The organism is Streptomyces sp. NPDC001027, assembly GCF_040299045.1.
GTDB lineage: Bacteria > Actinomycetota > Actinomycetes > Streptomycetales > Streptomycetaceae > Streptomyces.
The window spans coordinates 17,603-35,169 of the sequence record NZ_JBEPBI010000003.1; the positions used below are offsets into that span (position 1 = coordinate 17,603).

The 17,567-nt window shown below is 73.9% G+C and carries 15 protein-coding genes and 1 pseudogene; 9 read left to right on the forward strand and 7 right to left on the reverse strand.

Features of this window, described 5'->3' with window-relative positions; all coding sequences use genetic code 11:
- Positions 1-204: 204 nt before the first annotated feature.
- The 3 genes and pseudogenes from ABT300_RS01945 to ABT300_RS01955 all read left to right on the forward strand — a co-directional run.
- On the forward strand, positions 205-855 hold the full coding sequence (locus ABT300_RS01945) for a hypothetical protein (protein ID WP_351670685.1): 651 nt from the start codon (positions 205-207) through the stop codon (positions 853-855).
- A gap of 123 nt (positions 856-978) precedes the next feature.
- Positions 979-1,554: a carboxymuconolactone decarboxylase family protein gene (locus tag ABT300_RS01950; RefSeq protein ID WP_351670688.1), complete on the forward strand. Its 576-nt coding sequence runs from the start codon at positions 979-981 to the stop codon at positions 1,552-1,554.
- A gap of 53 nt (positions 1,555-1,607) precedes the next feature.
- Positions 1,608-1,952 (forward strand): annotated as a pseudogene (locus ABT300_RS01955) (sigma-70 family RNA polymerase sigma factor); the annotation flags it as partial.
- Here ABT300_RS01955 and ABT300_RS01960 read toward each other — a convergent pair.
- Positions 1,864-3,519, reverse strand: coding sequence for a DNA repair helicase XPB (locus ABT300_RS01960; protein WP_351670998.1), 1,656 nt, complete (start codon positions 3,517-3,519; stop codon positions 1,864-1,866). The pseudogene ABT300_RS01955 and the gene ABT300_RS01960 sit on opposite strands and share 89 nt — an antisense overlap.
- 181 nt (positions 3,520-3,700) lie before the next feature.
- Between ABT300_RS01960 and ABT300_RS01965 the strand changes: the two genes are divergently transcribed.
- A complete protein-coding gene (locus ABT300_RS01965; RefSeq protein WP_351670691.1) occupies positions 3,701-4,255 on the forward strand; it encodes a hypothetical protein in 555 nt (184 codons plus the stop codon).
- Positions 4,256-4,458: 203 nt separating this feature from the next.
- On the opposite strand, the gene ABT300_RS01970 is transcribed toward ABT300_RS01965, so the two are convergent.
- Positions 4,459-7,116, reverse strand: a complete 2,658-nt coding sequence (locus tag ABT300_RS01970) for a helicase-associated domain-containing protein (RefSeq protein ID WP_351670694.1) — start codon at positions 7,114-7,116, stop codon at positions 4,459-4,461.
- Positions 7,117-7,196: 80 nt separating this feature from the next.
- On the opposite strand from ABT300_RS01970, the gene ABT300_RS01975 reads away from it, so the two are divergent.
- Both ABT300_RS01975 and ABT300_RS01980 read left to right on the forward strand, forming a co-directional pair.
- Complete coding sequence (locus ABT300_RS01975) at positions 7,197-8,342, forward strand: hypothetical protein (protein WP_351670697.1); 1,146 nt, start codon at positions 7,197-7,199, stop codon at positions 8,340-8,342.
- A 93-nt stretch (positions 8,343-8,435) separates the two neighbouring features.
- A complete protein-coding gene (locus tag ABT300_RS01980) occupies positions 8,436-9,074 on the forward strand; it encodes an HAD family hydrolase (protein ID WP_351670700.1) in 639 nt (212 codons plus the stop codon).
- On the opposite strand, the gene ABT300_RS01985 is transcribed toward ABT300_RS01980, so the two are convergent.
- Positions 9,071-9,322 (reverse strand): hypothetical protein, encoded by a 252-nt coding sequence (locus tag ABT300_RS01985; RefSeq protein WP_351670703.1) that lies wholly within the window; start codon positions 9,320-9,322, stop codon positions 9,071-9,073. The two genes, ABT300_RS01980 and ABT300_RS01985, sit on opposite strands and share 4 nt — an antisense overlap.
- A 248-nt stretch (positions 9,323-9,570) precedes the next feature.
- On the opposite strand from ABT300_RS01985, the gene ABT300_RS01990 reads away from it, so the two are divergent.
- Positions 9,571-11,844, forward strand: a complete 2,274-nt coding sequence (locus tag ABT300_RS01990) for a LuxR C-terminal-related transcriptional regulator (protein WP_351670706.1) — start codon at positions 9,571-9,573, stop codon at positions 11,842-11,844.
- Between the two features lie 164 nt (positions 11,845-12,008).
- A complete protein-coding gene (locus ABT300_RS01995) occupies positions 12,009-12,392 on the forward strand; it encodes a cold-shock protein (protein WP_057579095.1) in 384 nt (127 codons plus the stop codon).
- Positions 12,393-12,411: 19 nt separating this feature from the next.
- On the opposite strand, the gene ABT300_RS02000 is transcribed toward ABT300_RS01995, so the two are convergent.
- From ABT300_RS02000 to ABT300_RS02015, 4 genes are all read right to left on the reverse strand, one after another.
- Positions 12,412-13,305, reverse strand: a complete 894-nt coding sequence (locus ABT300_RS02000) for a 1,4-dihydroxy-6-naphtoate synthase (protein WP_351670709.1) — start codon at positions 13,303-13,305, stop codon at positions 12,412-12,414.
- Positions 13,292-13,999 (reverse strand): futalosine hydrolase, encoded by a 708-nt coding sequence (locus tag ABT300_RS02005; protein ID WP_351670712.1) that lies wholly within the window; start codon positions 13,997-13,999, stop codon positions 13,292-13,294. Before ABT300_RS02005 ends, ABT300_RS02000 begins: the two co-directional genes overlap by 14 nt.
- Before the next feature lie 23 nt (positions 14,000-14,022).
- A complete protein-coding gene (locus ABT300_RS02010; RefSeq protein WP_351670715.1) occupies positions 14,023-14,535 on the reverse strand; it encodes a DUF2771 domain-containing protein in 513 nt (170 codons plus the stop codon).
- A 74-nt stretch (positions 14,536-14,609) separates the two neighbouring features.
- Positions 14,610-16,043, reverse strand: coding sequence for an MFS transporter (locus ABT300_RS02015; protein WP_351670718.1), 1,434 nt, complete (start codon positions 16,041-16,043; stop codon positions 14,610-14,612).
- Between the two features lie 494 nt (positions 16,044-16,537).
- Here ABT300_RS02015 and ABT300_RS02020 point away from each other — a divergent pair, with 494 nt between their 5' ends.
- A complete protein-coding gene (locus tag ABT300_RS02020) occupies positions 16,538-17,464 on the forward strand; it encodes a DUF3027 domain-containing protein (protein ID WP_351670721.1) in 927 nt (308 codons plus the stop codon).
- The last annotated feature ends 103 nt before the right edge of the window (positions 17,465-17,567 follow it).

Here is a 17,567-nt window from a genome sequence, read left to right on the forward strand (position 1 = left end):
CGACTGCCGTGGGCGTACGAACTCGCACGGCCGAGCGACTTTGCGCGGTAAGGCGTGGCATGTGCGACCCGGGGGTGAAGCCGGTCGGTCTCGGGTCTGAGACGGGCCTGCGGTGAGATACGGATCGCGGCGGATGGCCCGGGCGGGGACGGGCGCGAGGATGGGTCTGCCCGATCAACGGGCCCTCATCACCAGGAGACCGCGATGACTTCCCTGCCCCGCCCCAGGACGTCAGCCCTCCCCGCCGTACTCACCACCGTACTCGCCGCCCTCCTCGTCGGCCTGCCCCTGAGCTCCGCCCCCGTCGCCTCCTCCGAGCAGCGTGCGGACAAGACCGCGTACGCGAGCGTCACGGGGCGCGCAGAGTTCGTCCTTCCCTACTACCAGGACCACGACGTCCGCACGTTCAGCTTCGACGCGCACGCGGCCCCGTACAGCCGGCCTCTGCCCGGGATCCCCACGGGGCTTCCGACCGATGCCCGGGGCACAGTCACGGTGTCCCACTACTCTGCCGAGCGCAACACGACGTACACGTCCGAAGCCGTCGTGGACTGCCTGGTCACCGGCCCCCGCACAGCGACGCTGACAGCGGTCGTCACCAAGGTGGGCCCGGGCGGCCCGGACGAACTCGGCAAGCGGGTCGGGTTCAGCGTCTACGACGGCGGAGGGGACAAGGGCCGCTCCGACGACCGCGTGGGCTTCTCCTGGAACGGTGCGAACCTGCTGCCGGGCGGCGACACCGAACCTGCGGAAGCCCCTGTCGGCACCTGTATGGCCCCCGCGCCGTACGCCCCGGTGACCAAGGGCGGCTACACGGTCACGCACGCCGAACTGCCTCCCATGCCGAAGCGCTGACACCCCCTGCCGGACGCTTCTCCGACCTTGCGGATCTCCGTGCGCGGCGGTGCAGGCGGTTGTCACAATCATGGGCCCGGCGGTGTCTTCATGCCTGACAAGCCAACGTCCAAGGAGGACACCATGGCACTGCGCGTTCCGAAAGCCGAGCTCCCCACCGAGCTCAGCGAAAACATGATCAAGCAGCTAGGTGCTGTTGCCGAGCCCGTCGAAGTGGTGTGGCACAGCCCCAAGGTCGCCACGTCCAACCTGGAGTTCTCAGCCAAGCTGGCCGAGTGGCACGAGGCCGACGCGAGCCTCAAGTCGTTCGCGCACATGGCGGTCGCGGCGCAGGTCGGCTGCAGCTGGTGCCTCGACGTCGGCTACTTCCAGGCGCAGAACCAGAACCTCGACCTGGCCAAGGCGAGCCAGGTGCCGAGGTGGCGGGAGTCAGAGGCGTTCACCCCGCTGGAGCGGGACGTCCTCGAGTACGCCGAGGCCATGACGCACACGCCGCCGACCGTCACCGACGAAATGTACGCGAGCCTGCTCGACCGGCTCGGCCCGGCGGCGATGGTCGAGCTCACTGCCTACGTCGCCTTCGTCAACATGGCGACCAGGAACAACAACGCGAACGGGATCAGCTCGCAGGGCTTCTCCGACGCGTGCGAGATTCCGCTGGCCACGCGTCCCGAGACCCGCGTGGCGTCGTCGGCATGACCGAGAACGCCTTCGTCGCCCATCGCAGCCTGCTGTTCACGGTCGCCTACGAGATGCTCGGGTCGGCGGCCGACGCGGAGGACGTGGTGCAGGAGTCCTGGCTGCGGTGGGTCGACGCCGACCACTCGCAGGTGCGTGACCCACGGGCGTACCTTGTTCGGGTCGTCACACGGCAAGCGCTCAACCGCCTGCGTTCGTTGTCGCGCAGCCGCGAGGAATACGTTGGCGAGTGGCTGCCGGAGCCTGTGCTGACCAGCCCTGATGTCGCCGAGGACGTCGAACTCGCGGAGAGCGTCTCGATCGCGATGCTCACCGTGCTGGAAACGCTCGGACCGACGGAGCGGGCGGTGTTCGTGCTCCGCGAGGTCTTCGAGATGCCGTACGGCGAGATCGCCGGGGCCGTCGGGAAGTCCGCGACCGCGGTCCGGCAGATCGCGCGGCGGGCCCGCGAGCACGTGGCGGCTCGGCGGCCGCGGGTGCAGGTGAGCCGGTCGGAGCAACAGGTCGTGGTGGATGCCCGAAGGTGCCCGACACCTGGATGGCCACCGTCGCCTCGGGAAGGTCGATCGAGAAGTTCGCGACCTTCGACACGACCAGCACGCTGATCTCGCCCTCCCGGAAGGCGTCGAAGAGCTTCTCGCGCTGCGCGTTCGACGTCTCGCCCTTGATCACCGGCGCGTTCAGGTGCTCGCCGAGCTCGTCGAGCTGGTCGATGTACTGCCCGATGACGAGGATCTGCTGCCCGGCGAACCGCCGCACCAGCGCCTCCGTCACCTTCCGCTTCGTCGCCGTCGTCGCGCAGAAGCGGTACTTCTCCTCCGCCTCGGCGGTCGCGTACGCGAGGCGCTCCGAGTCGGTGAGATTGACCCGGACCTCCACACAGTCGGCGGGCGCGATGTAGCCCTGCGCCTCGATCTCCTTCCACGGCGCGTCGAACCGCTTCGGCCCGATGAGCGAGAACACGTCCGACTCGCGGCCGTCCTCGCGGACCAGCGTCGCCGTCAGACCGAGCCGCCGCCGCGCCTGGAGGTCGGCGGTGAACTTGAAGACCGGCGCCGGCAGCAGATGCACCTCGTCGTAGACGATCAGACCCCAGTCACGGGAGTCGAACAGCTCCAGGTGCGGGTAGACGCCCTTCCGCCGGGTCGTCAGCACCTGGTAGGTGGCGATGGTGACCGGGCGGATCTCCTTGCGCGTCCCGCTGTACTCGCCGATCTCGTCCTCGGTCAGCGAGGTCCGCTTCACCAGCTCGTGCTTCCACTGCCGCGCCGAAACCGTGTTCGTGACGAGGATCAGCGTCGTGGACTTCGCCTGCGCCATCGACCCGGCCCCGACCAGCGTCTTGCCCGCACCGCAGGGCAGCACCACGACGCCGCTGCCGCCGTGCCAGAAGTTCTCCACCGCCTGCTTCTGGTACGGGCGCAACGCCCACCCGTCCTCGGCGAGCTCGATGGGATGCGCCTCGCCGTCGACGTACCCGGCGAGGTCCTCGGCCGGCCAGCCCAGCTTCAGCAGCGTCTGCTTGATCTGCCCGCGCTCGGAGGGGTGCACGACGACGGTGTCCGGATCGAGCCGGGCCCCGACCAGCGGCGCGACCCGCTTCGAGCGCAGGATCTCCTCCAGCACCGGCCGGTCGGTGGTGGTCAGCACCAGCCCGTGCGCCGGATGCTTGCTCAGCGTCAGCCGCCCGTAGCGGTCCATCGTCTCCGCGACGTCGACGAGCAGCGCGTGCGGCACGGGGTAACGGCTGTACTGCACGAGCGCGTCCACGACCTGCTCGGCGTCGTGCCCTGCCGCTCGCGCGTTCCACAGGCCCAGCGGCGTCACCCGGTAGGTGTGGATGTGCTCCGGCGCCCGCTCCAGCTCGGCGAAGGGCGCGATGGCGCGACGGCAGTCGTCCGCCTGCTCGTGGTCGACCTCCAGGAGCAGAGTCTTGTCCGACTGGACGATCAGCGGTCCGTTCACGTACGCCATCCCTTCCGCACCGGCCAAACCTCCAGTGTGCCGTACGACGTGCCGGGACGGCGGTCCGCTGCGTGGGCGGACTCCGGTCCGCCTCGGGGCAGCGGGCAACCCTGGGCGTCCTCCGTGGGTCTGACCGGGCGAGCAGGCGCGATGGGCGCGACGCGGTGAGGAGCATCACGGTATGTCGGTCCTGTCGTTCCGCAGAGGGGCGGTCGGCGTCGGAGCCGCGGCGGTGCTGGCCGCCACCGGCACCTGGGTGATGTGGCCCGCCGAGGTCGACGAGGCGCTGTGGGCCGAGGTGCGGCCGGTGATCGAGGCCCGCGTCGCGGCGGACTCGCGGGGGAGCGACGACGGCGAGATCGCGCCCGCGTGGAAGGCGCGCTGGTTCTGCCATGCGGAGGCCCTGGTGCTGGAGGAACACGCGGGGGAGATACGAGCGGGCGTCAACACGCTGTGCGTCGAGTACGGGGTGCACGACCAGAGCCTCGTGGAGTGCGCCGCCGGACAGTACCCGCAGGTCGTACGGCTCCAGCGGGACGCCGCGGCCGACGGCGGCTATCGGGTCGTCTCCCGCGAGGAGCCGCCGGACGGCGAGGGGTACGGCCGGTGGACGAGGGCCCACTTCGGAGTCCTCGTCCGGTCCTCACTCCGCGAGCCGATGCCGTCGGCCGCCCTGGAGTCCGCGGCCCGCGCGCACTTCGGCCTCCCGGCGGACGCCTCCGTCGGGGGCTGCTGAGCCGCCAGAGCCACCGACGCCGACGCGCCGCCGACGACACGACGGCGGCCGACGCCGTCGCGCCGCCACCGACGCCGACGTGCCTCGGCCGACGCCGTCGCGCCTCCACCGGCGCCGACGTGCCTCGGACGACGCCGTCGCGCCTCCACCGGCGCCGACGTGACGGCGGGGGACGCTGACGCGCTGCCACCGACGCCGTCGGCTCAGTCGTCCGCCAGTTCCGCCACTCCGGTGATCCGGTGCAGCGGGTACGTGCGGACCTCGTCCGCCGTGTGGTCGTACCCCGTCACGAAGCCGCCCTCCACCCGCACCGGCGCGATGACGCGCTGACTGGCCGAGCCCTCCGCGTTGACGTAGCCGATCCACAGCGCCCCGCCCGTGAGGACGGCGGCCTGCATGGTGGCCAGCGTCTCGGCGGAACTGGTGCGGGGCAGCTCGCCCGGGGCGAGCCGGGCGGCGTCCTCCGTCGCCCTGAGCGGTGCCGTCGCGGCCGCGTCACCCGCCCTGACGGCGCGGATCGCCGCGGTGAGCAGCGTGCCGTCGGGAACCGGCGGCCCGTCCGGCACCGGCTCGGGGGCCGTACGCGGCGGCGTGCGGTGGGCGAGCGCGCGGGTGATCAGGACGTCCCCCTCGGCGGACTCGGCGGCGGGCGCGAAGCCCATCCCCCGCAGGCCGTCCAGCAGCGCCGCCGGGTCGGCCTGCGCCGCGAGCACCGTCGGAGCCAGACGGCGCAGCCGCAGTCCGGCGGCCCGCTTGTCGGCGAGGATCTCGTTGAGGATCGTCTCGTCGTCGCAGCGGACGTACGCGGAGGCCGCGCCCACCCGCAGATGCCCGTGCCGGCGCGCCACGTCGTCGATCAGATAGGTCAGCGGCTGCGGCACCGGCGTACGGGAGTGCTCGGCGAGGAAGGCGTGCAGGTCGGAGGCGCTGCGCCCGGCGTCCAGGGCGCGCCGCACGGAACCGGGGGTGAACCGGTAGACGGTCGCGCCGCCCTTGGACTCGACGTCCGCGAGGACGCTCAGCACGTCGGCCAGCGGCCGCCGCAGCGGACCCGGGGCGACCGCGGTCAGGTCCGCCTGGAGCAGCACGTGGTCCAGCGGCTCCGGCAGCAGCGGTGCGAGCAGCCGTGCGGCGGCCGCGACGGCGGCGGCCTGCTCGGGGGGCGAAAGGGGGGCCGCGACGGCGGTGGCGGCCCGGTGGTGGGCGGGCAGTTTGTCGCCCGGGCCGGCCGGAGCGGCGGCCGCGGCGGCCCGCGCGGCCCGGGCGGCGGGAGGCACGCCGAGCAGCGCGCGACCGTGCGCCGACAGCGCGCCCCGGCCGGTCACGCCCAGCAGTTCGGCCTCCGTCAGAGTCCAGCGCGCGAGCCGGGAGCGGAGGTCCTCGTCCCCCTGCGCGGCGGTCTGCGCGGTCCCGGAATGCCCTGGCGCGCCGTGCGCTCCCGGTGTACCGGGGCCCGCCGCCTGCGTGCCGTGCGCCCCCGGCGCTCCCGGCGCGCCGCCCTGGGCGCCGCGCAGCGGACGCTCCCAGCGCAGCCGGGCCAGCACCGCCTGCGGGTCCGGCGCGCCGCCCTCGGGCAGGCCCGCCAGCAGCGTCAGCACCCGATGGCGCACCTCGGGCGCGGCCGAGCGGTCAAGGCCGGGGCCGAGCGCGGACAGCGCCCGCTCCTTGAGGTCGCGGCCGCCGACCACCCCCGAGGTCCGGGTCGCCGCCAGCCACGCCTCGGCGAGCTGCGCCCACCGCTCGGCCGGCGGCCGCTCCAGCCACTCGTCGTACTCGGGGGTCGCCGCGTACCGTTCGTCGGCCTCGCCGTCCGAGGCGAGCAGCCCCGCCGCGTACGCCAGCTCCACCCAGAAGGCGGCCACCGGCTCGGCCACGTCCAGGGCGACGGCCGTCCGCTTGAGGTCGCGGACGCTGATCCCGCCGGCCCGCAGCACCGCGGGGCCGCCCTCGTCCCAGTCCTTCAGCAGCTCCTCGACGGTCGCCAGCGCCGTGTACGCCTGGCCGGCCGCCGTCGCGTCCACCACCTGGGGCGCGTGCGCCGCGAGCGGCTCCACGGCCGGCGGGGCCGGTTCGGGTGCGCGGTGCGCGCGGCCCTTGCGCAGATGGAGGGCGACCTCGCGGGGCAGTACGACGGTGCCGGGCGCCGTCGGCAGCAGCAGGGCGCGGTCGAGCAGCCAGCGCAGCCGCGCCGCCGGATCGGCCGTGACCTGACCGTACGGCGGTCCCCACACCAGGCGCTCCAGCACCTCGAGGGACTCGGCGGGGGCTCCCGCCAGCAGTGCGGCCATCTTCCGGCGATGGGTGAACAGAGCGGTGAGCGCGCCCACGGCCGAGACCGAGTCGTGCGTCGAGGGCAGCCCCACCGTCGCCACGATCTCCTGGATCCGGCCCGGCGACATGCCCGCCGTGGTCTCCCGCACGCTCGGTCCGAGCCCCGTGGGCGACGGGTGCTGCGGGGACGGCGCCAGCAGCTCGCGGGCGGTGCGCACCAACCGGAGGCGGTCGTCCGCGCCCCACACGAGCGCCTGCTCGCGCAAGGCGGCGAGCGCGCCCGGGAGGGCCGCGACCACGGCCTGGTCGCGGGCGTCCCCCGCCATCAGGCCGAACAGCTCCTCGCGGGTCGCCGGATCGCCGGCCACGGCCAGCGCCTCCGCCGTCTGCAGCACGAACCGGTCGAGCCGCTCCAGCGCGCGGACGACGGAGGCACGGGTGCCGGCGCGGGTGGCGAGCTGCGTGAGGTCGGTGGGGACCGGGGTGATGAGGTCGGGGCGGGCGCGCAGCAGTGCGGCCAGGGAAGCGTCGTCCCGGGCGCGGAGCGCTTCCGCGAGGGACCGGGGGGCCGACTGGTCCTCTGGGCTCATTCTGCCCACGGTAGCCGGTTGACGTCTCCGGGGGCCGTCGTCCCGGGACCCGCGGGCCCCGATGCACTAGCGTCTTCGGCGTGGGGATCGAGAGCGACCAAGTCGTCTACGAGTATCTGAGCCGCGTCGGCGACGTCGCCCAGCAGCGGCAGTTGTCGTCGGCCACCCGGATGCGGCTCGTCTCCGAGCTGCGCAACGAGATCGAGCGGCGCCGGGCGAAGTCGCCCGTCGACTCGCCCGCCGCCGTCCGCCGCATCATCGACCGCCTCGGCAGCCCCGACGACCTCGTGGCGGCCGCGGCCGAGGGCGGCGGCACGCCGTCGACGCCGACGCCCTCCGTGCCCGTCCAGCGGGACCGCGACGCGCAGCCGAAACCACCGAGGCAACAGAGGCAGCCGAGGCTGCAGAAACAGCCGAAGCAAGAGAAACAGCCGGAAACGACGGGACACCCGGAGCAGCCCAAGCAGACGCGCCGGCCGGAACCGCCGGAACCGCAGGAGCGGACCGAGCGGCCGAAGGGGATCCGGCGGCTCGTGCCGCGCCCGCGCACCGGCGCGTCGCCGCCCGCCGGCATCCCCTCCGACGCGGCGTCCCCGCCGCACCGCGCGCCCGCGCACGAACTGGGCGACGGGGGAGCCGCTCCCGACTGGTGGCTGCACGAGCCGACCCCGTTCGGCCCCGGCGAGGACATTCCAGGGTTCGTCGGCGGGGTCGAGATCCCCGACCTGCTCAAGCCGCCGCCGAGCCGAAAGCCCGAGGGAGCCGACGACGACGCCGACGGCGAGTCCGATGCCGTCGAGGAGAGCGCCGCACCGGACGACGGCGTTCCCGCCGCCCCCGCCCGCCGCCGTCGGCTGCGTCTCCCGCGGGCCGCCGGCGCACCGGCCCGCCGCTGGACCAACCCCCTCCTCCTGATCGCCGCGGGCTGCCTGGTCGCGGGCGCGGCGCTCGGGAACTGGCTCGTCCTGATCCTGGGGTGGCTCATCGCCTACGCCTCGCGCCGGCTGTCCGAGCGGGAGACCAAGGCGGCGGTCTTCTGGCTGCCCGGCCTCGCGCTCACCGCCGGCCTGGTCTGGCTGTGGGGCCGCTCCGAGGGCCGCTGGGGCGCTCCGGTCGCGGAGGGCCACATGAGCGACGCGATCGCCGACACCTGGCCCTGGGTCATCAGGGGCGCCGCCGTCGCCTCCGCCCTGTTCCTGGCCTGGCGCTCACAGCGGCAGCGATAGCGACAGCGGGCGAGGGCGTGGGCGCGGGGGAGGCCGGAGAGGCGCGGCGGCCGGGGGCACGCGACGGCCGGGCGGTCCGGGCCCCCGGGCAGAATGGCCGCCATGACCGTCTCTCCCGTCCTCACCGTCGGCTTCGACCTCGACATGACCCTGATCGACTCCCGGCCGGGCATCCGGGCCGCCTATCTGGCGCTCGCCGAGCGGACGGGGACGTACATCGACGCGGACCTGGTCGTCACCCGCCTCGGGCCGCCGCCCGAGACCGAGCTGGCCCACTGGTATCCCGCGGACCGGGTGGCCGCGATGGCCGACCTGTACCGCTCGCTGTATCCCGAGCACGGCGTCCCCGGCGCGAGCGCGCTGCCGGGCGCCCGGGAGGCCATCGCCGCCGTGCGGGCGGCCGGCGGGCGGGCGATCGTCGTCACCGCGAAGCACGAGCCCAACGCCCGGCTCCAGGTCGACCACCTGGGCCTGCGGCCGGACGCGGTGGTCGGCGACCTGTGGGCGGAGCAGAAGGCGCGGGCGCTGCGCGAGCACGGGGCGAGCGTCTACGTCGGCGACCACATCGGGGACGTCCTCGGCGCGCGGGCGGCGGGGGCCCTGTCCGTGACCGTGCCGACGGGCCCGATCAGCGCGGAGGACCTGCGGACGGCCGGCGCGGACGTCGTGCTCACCGACCTCACCGAGTTCCCCGCGTGGCTGACCGGGCACCTCGAGAAGGCGGACTCCTAACGGGCCGCGGCCCGTGCCTGACGCCGGCCCGCGGCGACGGACCGCAGAACGCCCGCGCCCGCGATCAGGAATCCGACGCCCATGAGCATGCTCAGTCCGAACATGTACGTCGGAAAAGGCGTCGAGCCGAGGAACAGGGGGGCGACCGTGACCAGTGTGGCCACGGCGCCGACGAAGAAGACGACGGCCCCGGCACGGATCAGTCGGTCACCGGGGGCGGCGGAATTCGCTTGGGTTTCGTCACGCACCCGACCAGGGTAGTTCCGCCCGGCCACCGGCCGCTTCGTGCCCCTGCGCGCAGGCGGCCCTCGGCTCCGGACGCGCACGGACATGGACTAGACTGCCGAAAAGGTAATTATCGGCCCATCTGGACAGTGTGATCGCGGTGCCGAGTCGTCCGCCGATGAGCACCGGAAGTGTTGAGCGCCGGGAGGTGCGGACCATCGGCGCCCGCCGACATGCGGCCGGCTGTGCGGAGCCGAGGGGAGACGGCTGGATGACCGTCGTGACCTCGCAGAATGCGAGTCTGCCCGCACCTCTCACCTCCTTCGTGGGCAGAGGGCGCGAACTGGTGAGGATCCGCCGCCTGCTGGGAGAGGTGCGTCTGGTGACGCTCACCGGAACCGGCGGCGTGGGCAAGACCCGGCTCGCGCTGGAAGCGGCCGCCGCGTCGGTGAGAGCTTTCCCGGGCGGGGTGTGGCTGGTGGATCTGGCCCCGGTGCGGGAGCCCGCGGCGGCCCCCGGAGCGGTGGCAGCCGCGCTGGGGGCGCCGGACCGGGGCAGCCTGTCGGTTCCGGTGCAGCTCGCGGGCCGTCTGGCCGGGCGCCGGGGGCTGATCGTGCTGGACAACTGCGAGCACCTGGTGCACGCCTGCGCCGAGCTGGCAGGGACACTGCTGTCCGTGGTTCCGGAGCTGCACATCCTGGCGACCAGCCGGGAGACGCTGGGCGTCACCGGCGAGCACATCTTCGACGTCGCCCCCCTGCCGCCGCAGGACGCGATCGAGCTGTTGCGGGAGCGGGCCGTCGCGGTGCGCTCGGACTTCCAGGTCACCGACGCCAACCGGGCCGCGGTCAGCCGGCTGTGCGCCGACCTGGACGGGGTTCCGCTGGCGATCGAACTGGCCGCGTCCCGGCTGCGGACCCTCACCGTCGGACAGGTGACGGGCCGGCTCGAGGACCGCTTCGCCCTGCTCACCGGGGGCTGCCGGGCCGCCCGCCCGCACCAGCGCACGCTGCGCGCGGCGATCGACTGGAGCTGGGACCTGTGCACCGAGACCGAGCGGCTGTTGTGGAGCCGGCTGTCGGTCTTCGCCGGCGGCTTCACTCTGGAGGCCGCCGAAGGCGTGTGCACGGGCGACGACATCGCCCCCGGCGAGGTACTGGACCTGCTGCACCGGCTCATCACCCAGTCCGTCGTCCTGATCACCGACACGGAGGGCCTGCCGCGCTATCGGCTGCTGGAGACCATCCGGCAGTACGGGTGGGAGCGGCTCACGGCGTCCGGCGACGAGGGACGGCTGGTGCTGCGCCACCGTGACTTCTGCCTCGCCCTCGCGCAGGACGTCAACGACCGCTGGTTCGGCCCGGGCCAGGCGGAGGCCCTGGCCAGGCTGCGCAACGACCACGCCAACCTGCTGGCGGCCCTGGACCGCGAGAGCGATCCCCGGACGAGGCTCACGCTGGCCTTGGAGCTCCGCTACCACTGGTGTGCGGGCGGCTTCCTCGGCGAGGGCCGCCGCCAGTTCGACCGGGCGCTGGCCGCGGCGCCGGAGCGCACCCCGGTGCGTGCCTGGGCGTTGACCTCCGCCGCATGGGTGGCGCAGGCGCAGGGCGATCCGACGACGGCCGCACGGTGGCTGGACGAGGCCGACGCACTGGGCGAGCAGTTGGACGAGCCGGCGGTGCGTGCCTGGGTGCTGGGCCTTCGCGGCCTGACGGCGCAGTACCAAGGGCGGATCGAGGAGGCCGTGTCCGGTTACGAGGGGGCCGTGGCCGCTTTCACGGCGCTGGGCGGCGAGGGCGAAGCGGGTTCCTGGCTGTCCGCGGTGGCCCAGGCCGAGGCCTATGCCGGACACGCCCGCGCGGTGGAGACGGGCCGCAAGGCCGTCGCCGTCGCGGAGGTGCACGGGGAGCGCTGGGGCCGCGCGCACGTGCTCAGGGCGCTGGGCTACCGGGCCTGGGTCTGCGGTGATGTGCAAACGGCCGCTGCGCTGACCCGGGACGCGCTGGAGTGCATGCGGGGCTTCGACGACTACGCGGCGCTCGGGCTGACGCTGGAGCATCTCGCCTGGGTGAGCGCCTCCGCCGGTGAACACCTGCGTGCGGGACGGCTGCTGGGCGCGGCGGGAACTCTGTGGCGGCACATCGGCACCTCCGTGTCCGCCTTCTTCCCTCAGGTGATCGGCCATCACCAGCGGTGTGAGGAGACGGTCGTCGGCGCCGTGGGCCGGGCGGCGTACGCCAGGGCGCTCGCCGAAGGCGGCCGCCACGCCACTCCGGCCCAGGCGCTCGACCTCGCCTTGAGCGTCGCCGGTGAACCGGCGACCCCGGCCGCGCCCTCCGGCCGGCTGACCGGGCGGGAGAGGGAGGTCGCCGAGTTGGTGGCCAAGGGCCTGAGCAACAAGCAGATCGCCGCGACCTTCGGCCGGTCCCCGCGCACGGTCGACAACCACGTGCAGAACATCCTGGCCAAGCTCGGCTTCGCCGGCCGCTCCCAGATCGCCACCTGGTGGACGGCGAACCAGCCCCCGACGAGCGGCACGGAGTAGGTCCCCACGGTCGATCGAGCCTCTGCCTTCACCGGTAGGGGCTCAGTCTCGTTTACAGGCGTGATTAAGCCCGTGTTGTGCTGGGGAGAGCCCCGGTAGGCTGTCTCAACGGCAGTTCAAAGGGGTCCGGTGTCAGTCCGGCGGCTATCGAGGGAGCGTGTGCTTTGCCGACTGGCAAGGTCAAGTGGTTCAACAGTGAGAAGGGCTTCGGCTTTCTCTCCCGCGACGACGGCGGCGACGTCTTCGTGCATTCCTCGGTCCTCCCCGCCGGTGTCGAGGCACTGAAGCCGGGCCAGCGTGTGGAGTTCGGCGTCGTCGCAGGTCAGCGTGGCGACCAGGCGCTTTCCGTCGTCATCCTCGATCCGACCCCCTCGGTCGCCGCGGCGCAGCGCAAGAAGCCCGACGAACTGGCCTCCATCGTCCAGGACCTGACGACCCTCCTCGAGAACATCACCCCGATGCTCGAGAAGGGCCGCTATCCGGAGAAGACCTCCGGCAAGAAGATCGCCGGTCTGCTGCGCGCCGTCGCCGACCAGTTGGACGTCTGAGCAGGCAACCGCCGCTCCCTCAGGGGAAGTCGAGCGCGCCCGGGCCGAGGGGCGGCAGCAGTCCCTCGGCCGCCGCGCGGGTCAGCAGTCCGCGTACCGCCGCGTAGCCGTCCTCGCCCAGCTCGGCCGTGAACTCGTTGACGTACAGACCGATGTGCTGGTCGGCGACGGACGGATCCATTTCCTGGGCGTGCTCCATGACGTACGGCCGGGAGACCTCCGGGTCGTCCCAGGCGGCGCGCACGGAGGCGCGGATCGCGCCGGCGAGCCGGTCGAGGGTCTGTGCGCCCAGGGACCGCTTGGCGATGATCGCGCCCAGTGGGATCGGCAGACCGGTCGCGGCCTCCCAGTGCTCGCCCATGTCCGCGAGCTTGTGCAGCCCGTAGTCCCGGTACGTGAAGCGGGCCTCGTGGATCACCAGGCCCGCATCGACCTTCCCGTCGCGCACGGCCGGCATGATCTCGTGGAACGGCATGACGACGATCTCGCCGACGCCTCCCGGGACCTGCTCCGCCGCCCACAGCCGGAACAGCAGATACGCCGTCGACCGCTCGCTGGGCACGGCGACCGTGCGGCCGCTGAGTCCGGCGCCGGCCAAGGGCCGCACGGCGTCCCCCGCCCCCGTGCCGGCCTCCTCGCGGGTCAGCACCAGCGGCCCGCAGCCCCGGCCCAGCGCGCCCCCGCACGGCAGCAGCGCATAGGCGTCGAGGACGTACGGCAGCACCGCGTACGACACCTTCAGCACGTCCGACTCGCCGCGCTCGGCCATGCCGTTGGTGACGTCGATGTCGGCGAAGGTCACGTCGAGCGCGGGCGCGTCCGGGACCCGGCCGTGCGCCAGGGCGTCGAAGACGAAGGTGTCGTTGGGGCAGGGGGAGTACGCGATCCGCAGGGGCCGCTCACTGGTCGTCATGCCGGTTCCAACTCTCGAGGACGGGCGCCAGCTTCCCGAACGCCGTGGTCAGCGCGGTCAGCGCGGCGCCGATGCGCCAGGCGTCCCGGTCACGGGGGCCGACGGCGTTGGACACCGCGCGGATCTCCGCGACGGCGACGCCGTGCGCGGCGGCCGCCTCGGCGACCCCGAAGCCCTCCATGGCCTCGGCCAGGGCGTGGGGGTGGCGGGCGCGCAGCGCCGCGGCGCGGGCGGCGGTGCCGGTGACCGTGGAGACGGTCAGGATCGTGCCGACGCCGGCCCCGGTGGCGTGCGCGGCCGCCCGGACGAGTGACGGGGGCGGCACGTGGGTGACCCTGCCGAAGCCGAGCTCGGTGACCGGCAGGAAGCCGTCCGCGGTCTCCGCGCCCAGGTCGGCGGCGGTGATGCGGTCCGCGACGACGAGGGACGAGACGGGCGCCGCGGGCAGGAAGCCGCCCGCGATGCCGGCCGAGACGACCAGGCCGTACGGGGCGCCCTCGTAGCGGGCGGCGGTCAGCGCGGCGGAGACGGACGCGGCGGCGAGCGCGGGGCCCACCCCGGCGGCGAGCAGGTCACAGGTCCCGCCCGGACCGTGCAGCCGGTGCAGGAGTATGCCGGGCAGGTCCACCTCCCGGCCGGGCTCGGGGAACGCCCGGGCCACCGCGTCCCGCTCGGCGGGGACCGCGGTGGCCACGAGGACGCGTGCCGGGGGCGTGACTAGTCGTCCTTCTTGAGCTTGAAGGACCACAGTCCGGTCGCCGCCTGGCTCTGCTTCTTGCCGTCGCCCGCCTTGATGGTGACCAGCGTGGAGTCGCCCTGGGCGCCGTACTGGGCGTTGAAGAACACGCTGCCCGGGATCGTGCGGTAGGTCTTGTCGCTGTCCTCGGTGAGCGGCTGACCGTTCATCAGGATCGTCCAGCGCTTGTCGGCCACGTCGGGGTCGACGCCGAAGCGGACGGTCTCGTCCGGGTCGACGCTGATGGACTTGATGTCCTTGTCCGCGAGGCACTTGGCCAGATCGGCGGCCTTGAGGGCCTTGCCCTCCCCTCCGCAGGTGGCCTCGGAGCTGACCGAGTCACGGCCGACGGTGATCGTGGACAGCGGCGTCGGCTTGTCGCAGGCCGACAGGACGAGCAGTCCGGCACAAACGGCGCCGGCGGCGGCGACGACGCGGCGGCGTCGCACAGCGCCAGGTACATCAGCGGCTCCGCCGCGGGTCATCGTGGTCATGGCGGAAGGCTATCGGGCGGGCCCGGCGGTCCCTTTACGTGGGGTGCGGCGTGGCTGTGTGTCACGCCGCGCGGTTACGCCACGCGGGGTTTGACGCCGCCGCCGTGCCGCGCCGAGGACAGCAGGCCGCGGACGGTGGTCGCCCAGCCCAGCGCAAGGACCGCGGCGGCCACCGACAGGCCCAGCGCGCCGTTCAGCGGCATGACGATGCCGACCGCGCCGCCGAACACCCAGCACACCTGCAGCATCGTCTCGGAGCGGGCGAACGCCGAGGTGCGCACCAGCTCCGGGACGTCCCGCTGGATCAGCGCGTCCAGGGACAGCTTGGCGAGGGCCTGGGAGAAGCCGGCGACCGCCGCCAGACAGGCCACCAGGAACGCGCCGAAGAACGCGGCCGCCGTGATCGTCGCGCCGAGCACGACGGCGACGACGGCGACGATGATCACTTCCGGCGCCCTGGACCGCAGCCACGCCCCGACGGCCGTGCCGAGCGCGTTGCCGAGGCCGGCCGAGACGGCCACCATGCCCAGCGACACGGCCGCGCTCTGCCCGGTCAGCGGGTGCTCGCGCAGCAGGAACGCCAGGAAGAAGGTCAGGAACCCGGACAGCCACCGCAGGGCCGCGTTGGCGCCGAGGGCGTGCGTGACGGCGATGCCGACGGTCCGCAGGCCGGGCCGCTTCTGCTGCTGCCGGTGGGGGCCGTGCAGGTGCTGCTCGTCGGCGGCGAGCAGGGCCACGTCCTCGCCCTTCGCGGAGTCGACCTTGCGCGGCAGCGAGAAGGACAGGAAGGTCCCCGCCACGAAGATCAGGAACGCGCCGTAGAGCGGGTAGCGCGGGCCGAGCGCCTGCAGCCCCGCTCCGACGGGCGCGGCGACGCCGGTGGCGAGGAGACCGCCGAGAGTGACCCGCGAATTGGCTTTGACCAGGGAGAACCCAGGGGGCAGCAGCCGGGGCACGACGGCGCTGCGGACGACTCCGTACGCCTTGGAGGAGACCAGCACGCCGAGCGCGGCCGGGTACATCTCGATGCTGCCGGTGGCGACGGCGCCGGACAGGACGAGCGCGAGGAGCGCCCGGGCCAGCATCGCCCCGGCCATGGCGGCGCGCCGCCCGTGCGGGAGCCGGTCCAGCAGCGGGCCGATCACCGGGGCGAGGACCGTGAAGGGGGCCATGGTGATGGCGAGGTAGAGGGCGACGCGGCCGCGCGCCTCGTCGGTGGGCACGGAGAAGAACACGGTGGAGGCGAGCGCGACGGTGATCATGACGTCGCCGGCGCCGTTCACCCCGTGCAGTTCGATCAGCTTGCCGAGGCCGGACTCGCCGGCGCCGTGCGCGTGGGTCGCCTTCCTGATCCCGCGGGCGGCGCCGGTGAACGGGAAGTGCAGGGCACGGCCGATCGCGCGGACGGACCCGCTCCTTCGGCCCGAACCGCTCACTCTGCTCCTCCCCTTGGTCCCCTTCGTCGCACCGATCCCGGTGGCGCCCTGGGGTGTTCTCGCGGCTGCCACCCCGTCATAGTGCCCCGAGAAAGCCGTGCATAGTGCGGTTACCGCGCGTATGGCCGTGTGGCCGTCGGCGCGCCGGGCCGTCCGGGAGGCGCTCCGGGCCCTGTCGGCCCGCCCCGGAAATCGTCTCCGGCAAGGCTTTCGGAAGGGCCCGGGGGCGCCTGGGAGGGGCCCGGGGGGCGCCTGGGGAGGGTTCGGGGAGCGCTTCGGGGGCGCTTCAGGGGCTTCCGGTGGGTGGGAAACGTCCCGTCGGTGTAGGCCGAGCGTCCGCGAGAAGGTAGCGTGCGTAGCGCGCCGTGGCGATTGTTCTCGGCCGCGCGCCTCCCGGCCATCCCGCAGAATGGATGACAGCAGGCGCGCCCGAGCGCGATCGGGCGCGGACGTCGACGCGGCGCTCCCCCAGTGCCTCAGGCCTGGGAGGTACCCCCAGCCGCTCCGTCCGCACCCGCCGCCTTGAGGGGCGCACCGAGAGACGGCGTAGGAGAGAAGCGATACCTGTGAGCGCAGCGACCACGCGAAGCCGCACCCCCGACCGCCTGTGCGCCGAGGCCGTCGACCTCGCCCGCGCCGCAGCCGAGGAGGCAGCGGCGCCCGGCGTGGTCGGCGAACACGCGGGAGTCGTCTCGGAGGGCGACCGCGTGGTCACCCACTACTTCGAGTGCAAGGAGCCGGGCTACCGGGGCTGGCGCTGGGCGGCGACGGTGGCGCGGGCGTCCCGCGCCAAGATCGTCACCCTGGACGAGGTCGTGCTCCTGCCCGGTCCCGACGCGGTCCTGGCGCCCGAGTGGGTGCCGTGGAGCGAGCGGCTGCGTCCCGGCGACATGGGGCCCGGCGACCTGCTGCCCACGGACGCCGAGGATCTGCGTCTGGAGCCGGGCTACAGCGGGGAGGACGAGCCGCCGCCGAACTCGCCCGTCTCCGAGGAGATGGCGCAGCTGGCCGAGGCGGAGGACGCGGACGTGACGCCGGCCGCGCCGGCGAAGCTGTCGACGATCCCGGTGCGGGGCACGATCGCCGCGGTGGCCGAGGAGCTGGGCCTGCGGCGGGCCAGGGTGCTGTCCCGCTACGGCCTGCACACCGCCGCCGACCGCTGGGAGGACGGCTTCGGCCCGAAGACGCCCATGGCGCAGGCCGCCCCCGCGTCCTGTGTGAGCTGCGGTTTCCTCGCCCGCATCGGCGGCTCGCTGGGGCAGGCCTTCGGCGTCTGCGCCAACGAGTTCTCCCCGGCCGACGGCCGGGTGGTCTCCCTGGCGTACGGCTGCGGCGGCCACTCGGAGGCGGCGGTGATGCCCACGCCGCCCCGGCCCGCCCCGCCGGTGATCGACGAGAACCGCGTCGACCCGTTCCCGCTGCGCCCGGCCGCCGACTCGGGCTCGGTCCCGACCGCCGCCGACGAGGACGCGGCGGAACTCGGCCACTCGTAGCGCCCGGGGGCCCGGGCCCGCCCTCGTCGTCCTCGCTCGGGCGGGCAGCGCCGGAGCGGGGGACGCGGTCGCTTCCGTGAGCGGTACCTTCGTCCTCACGCCG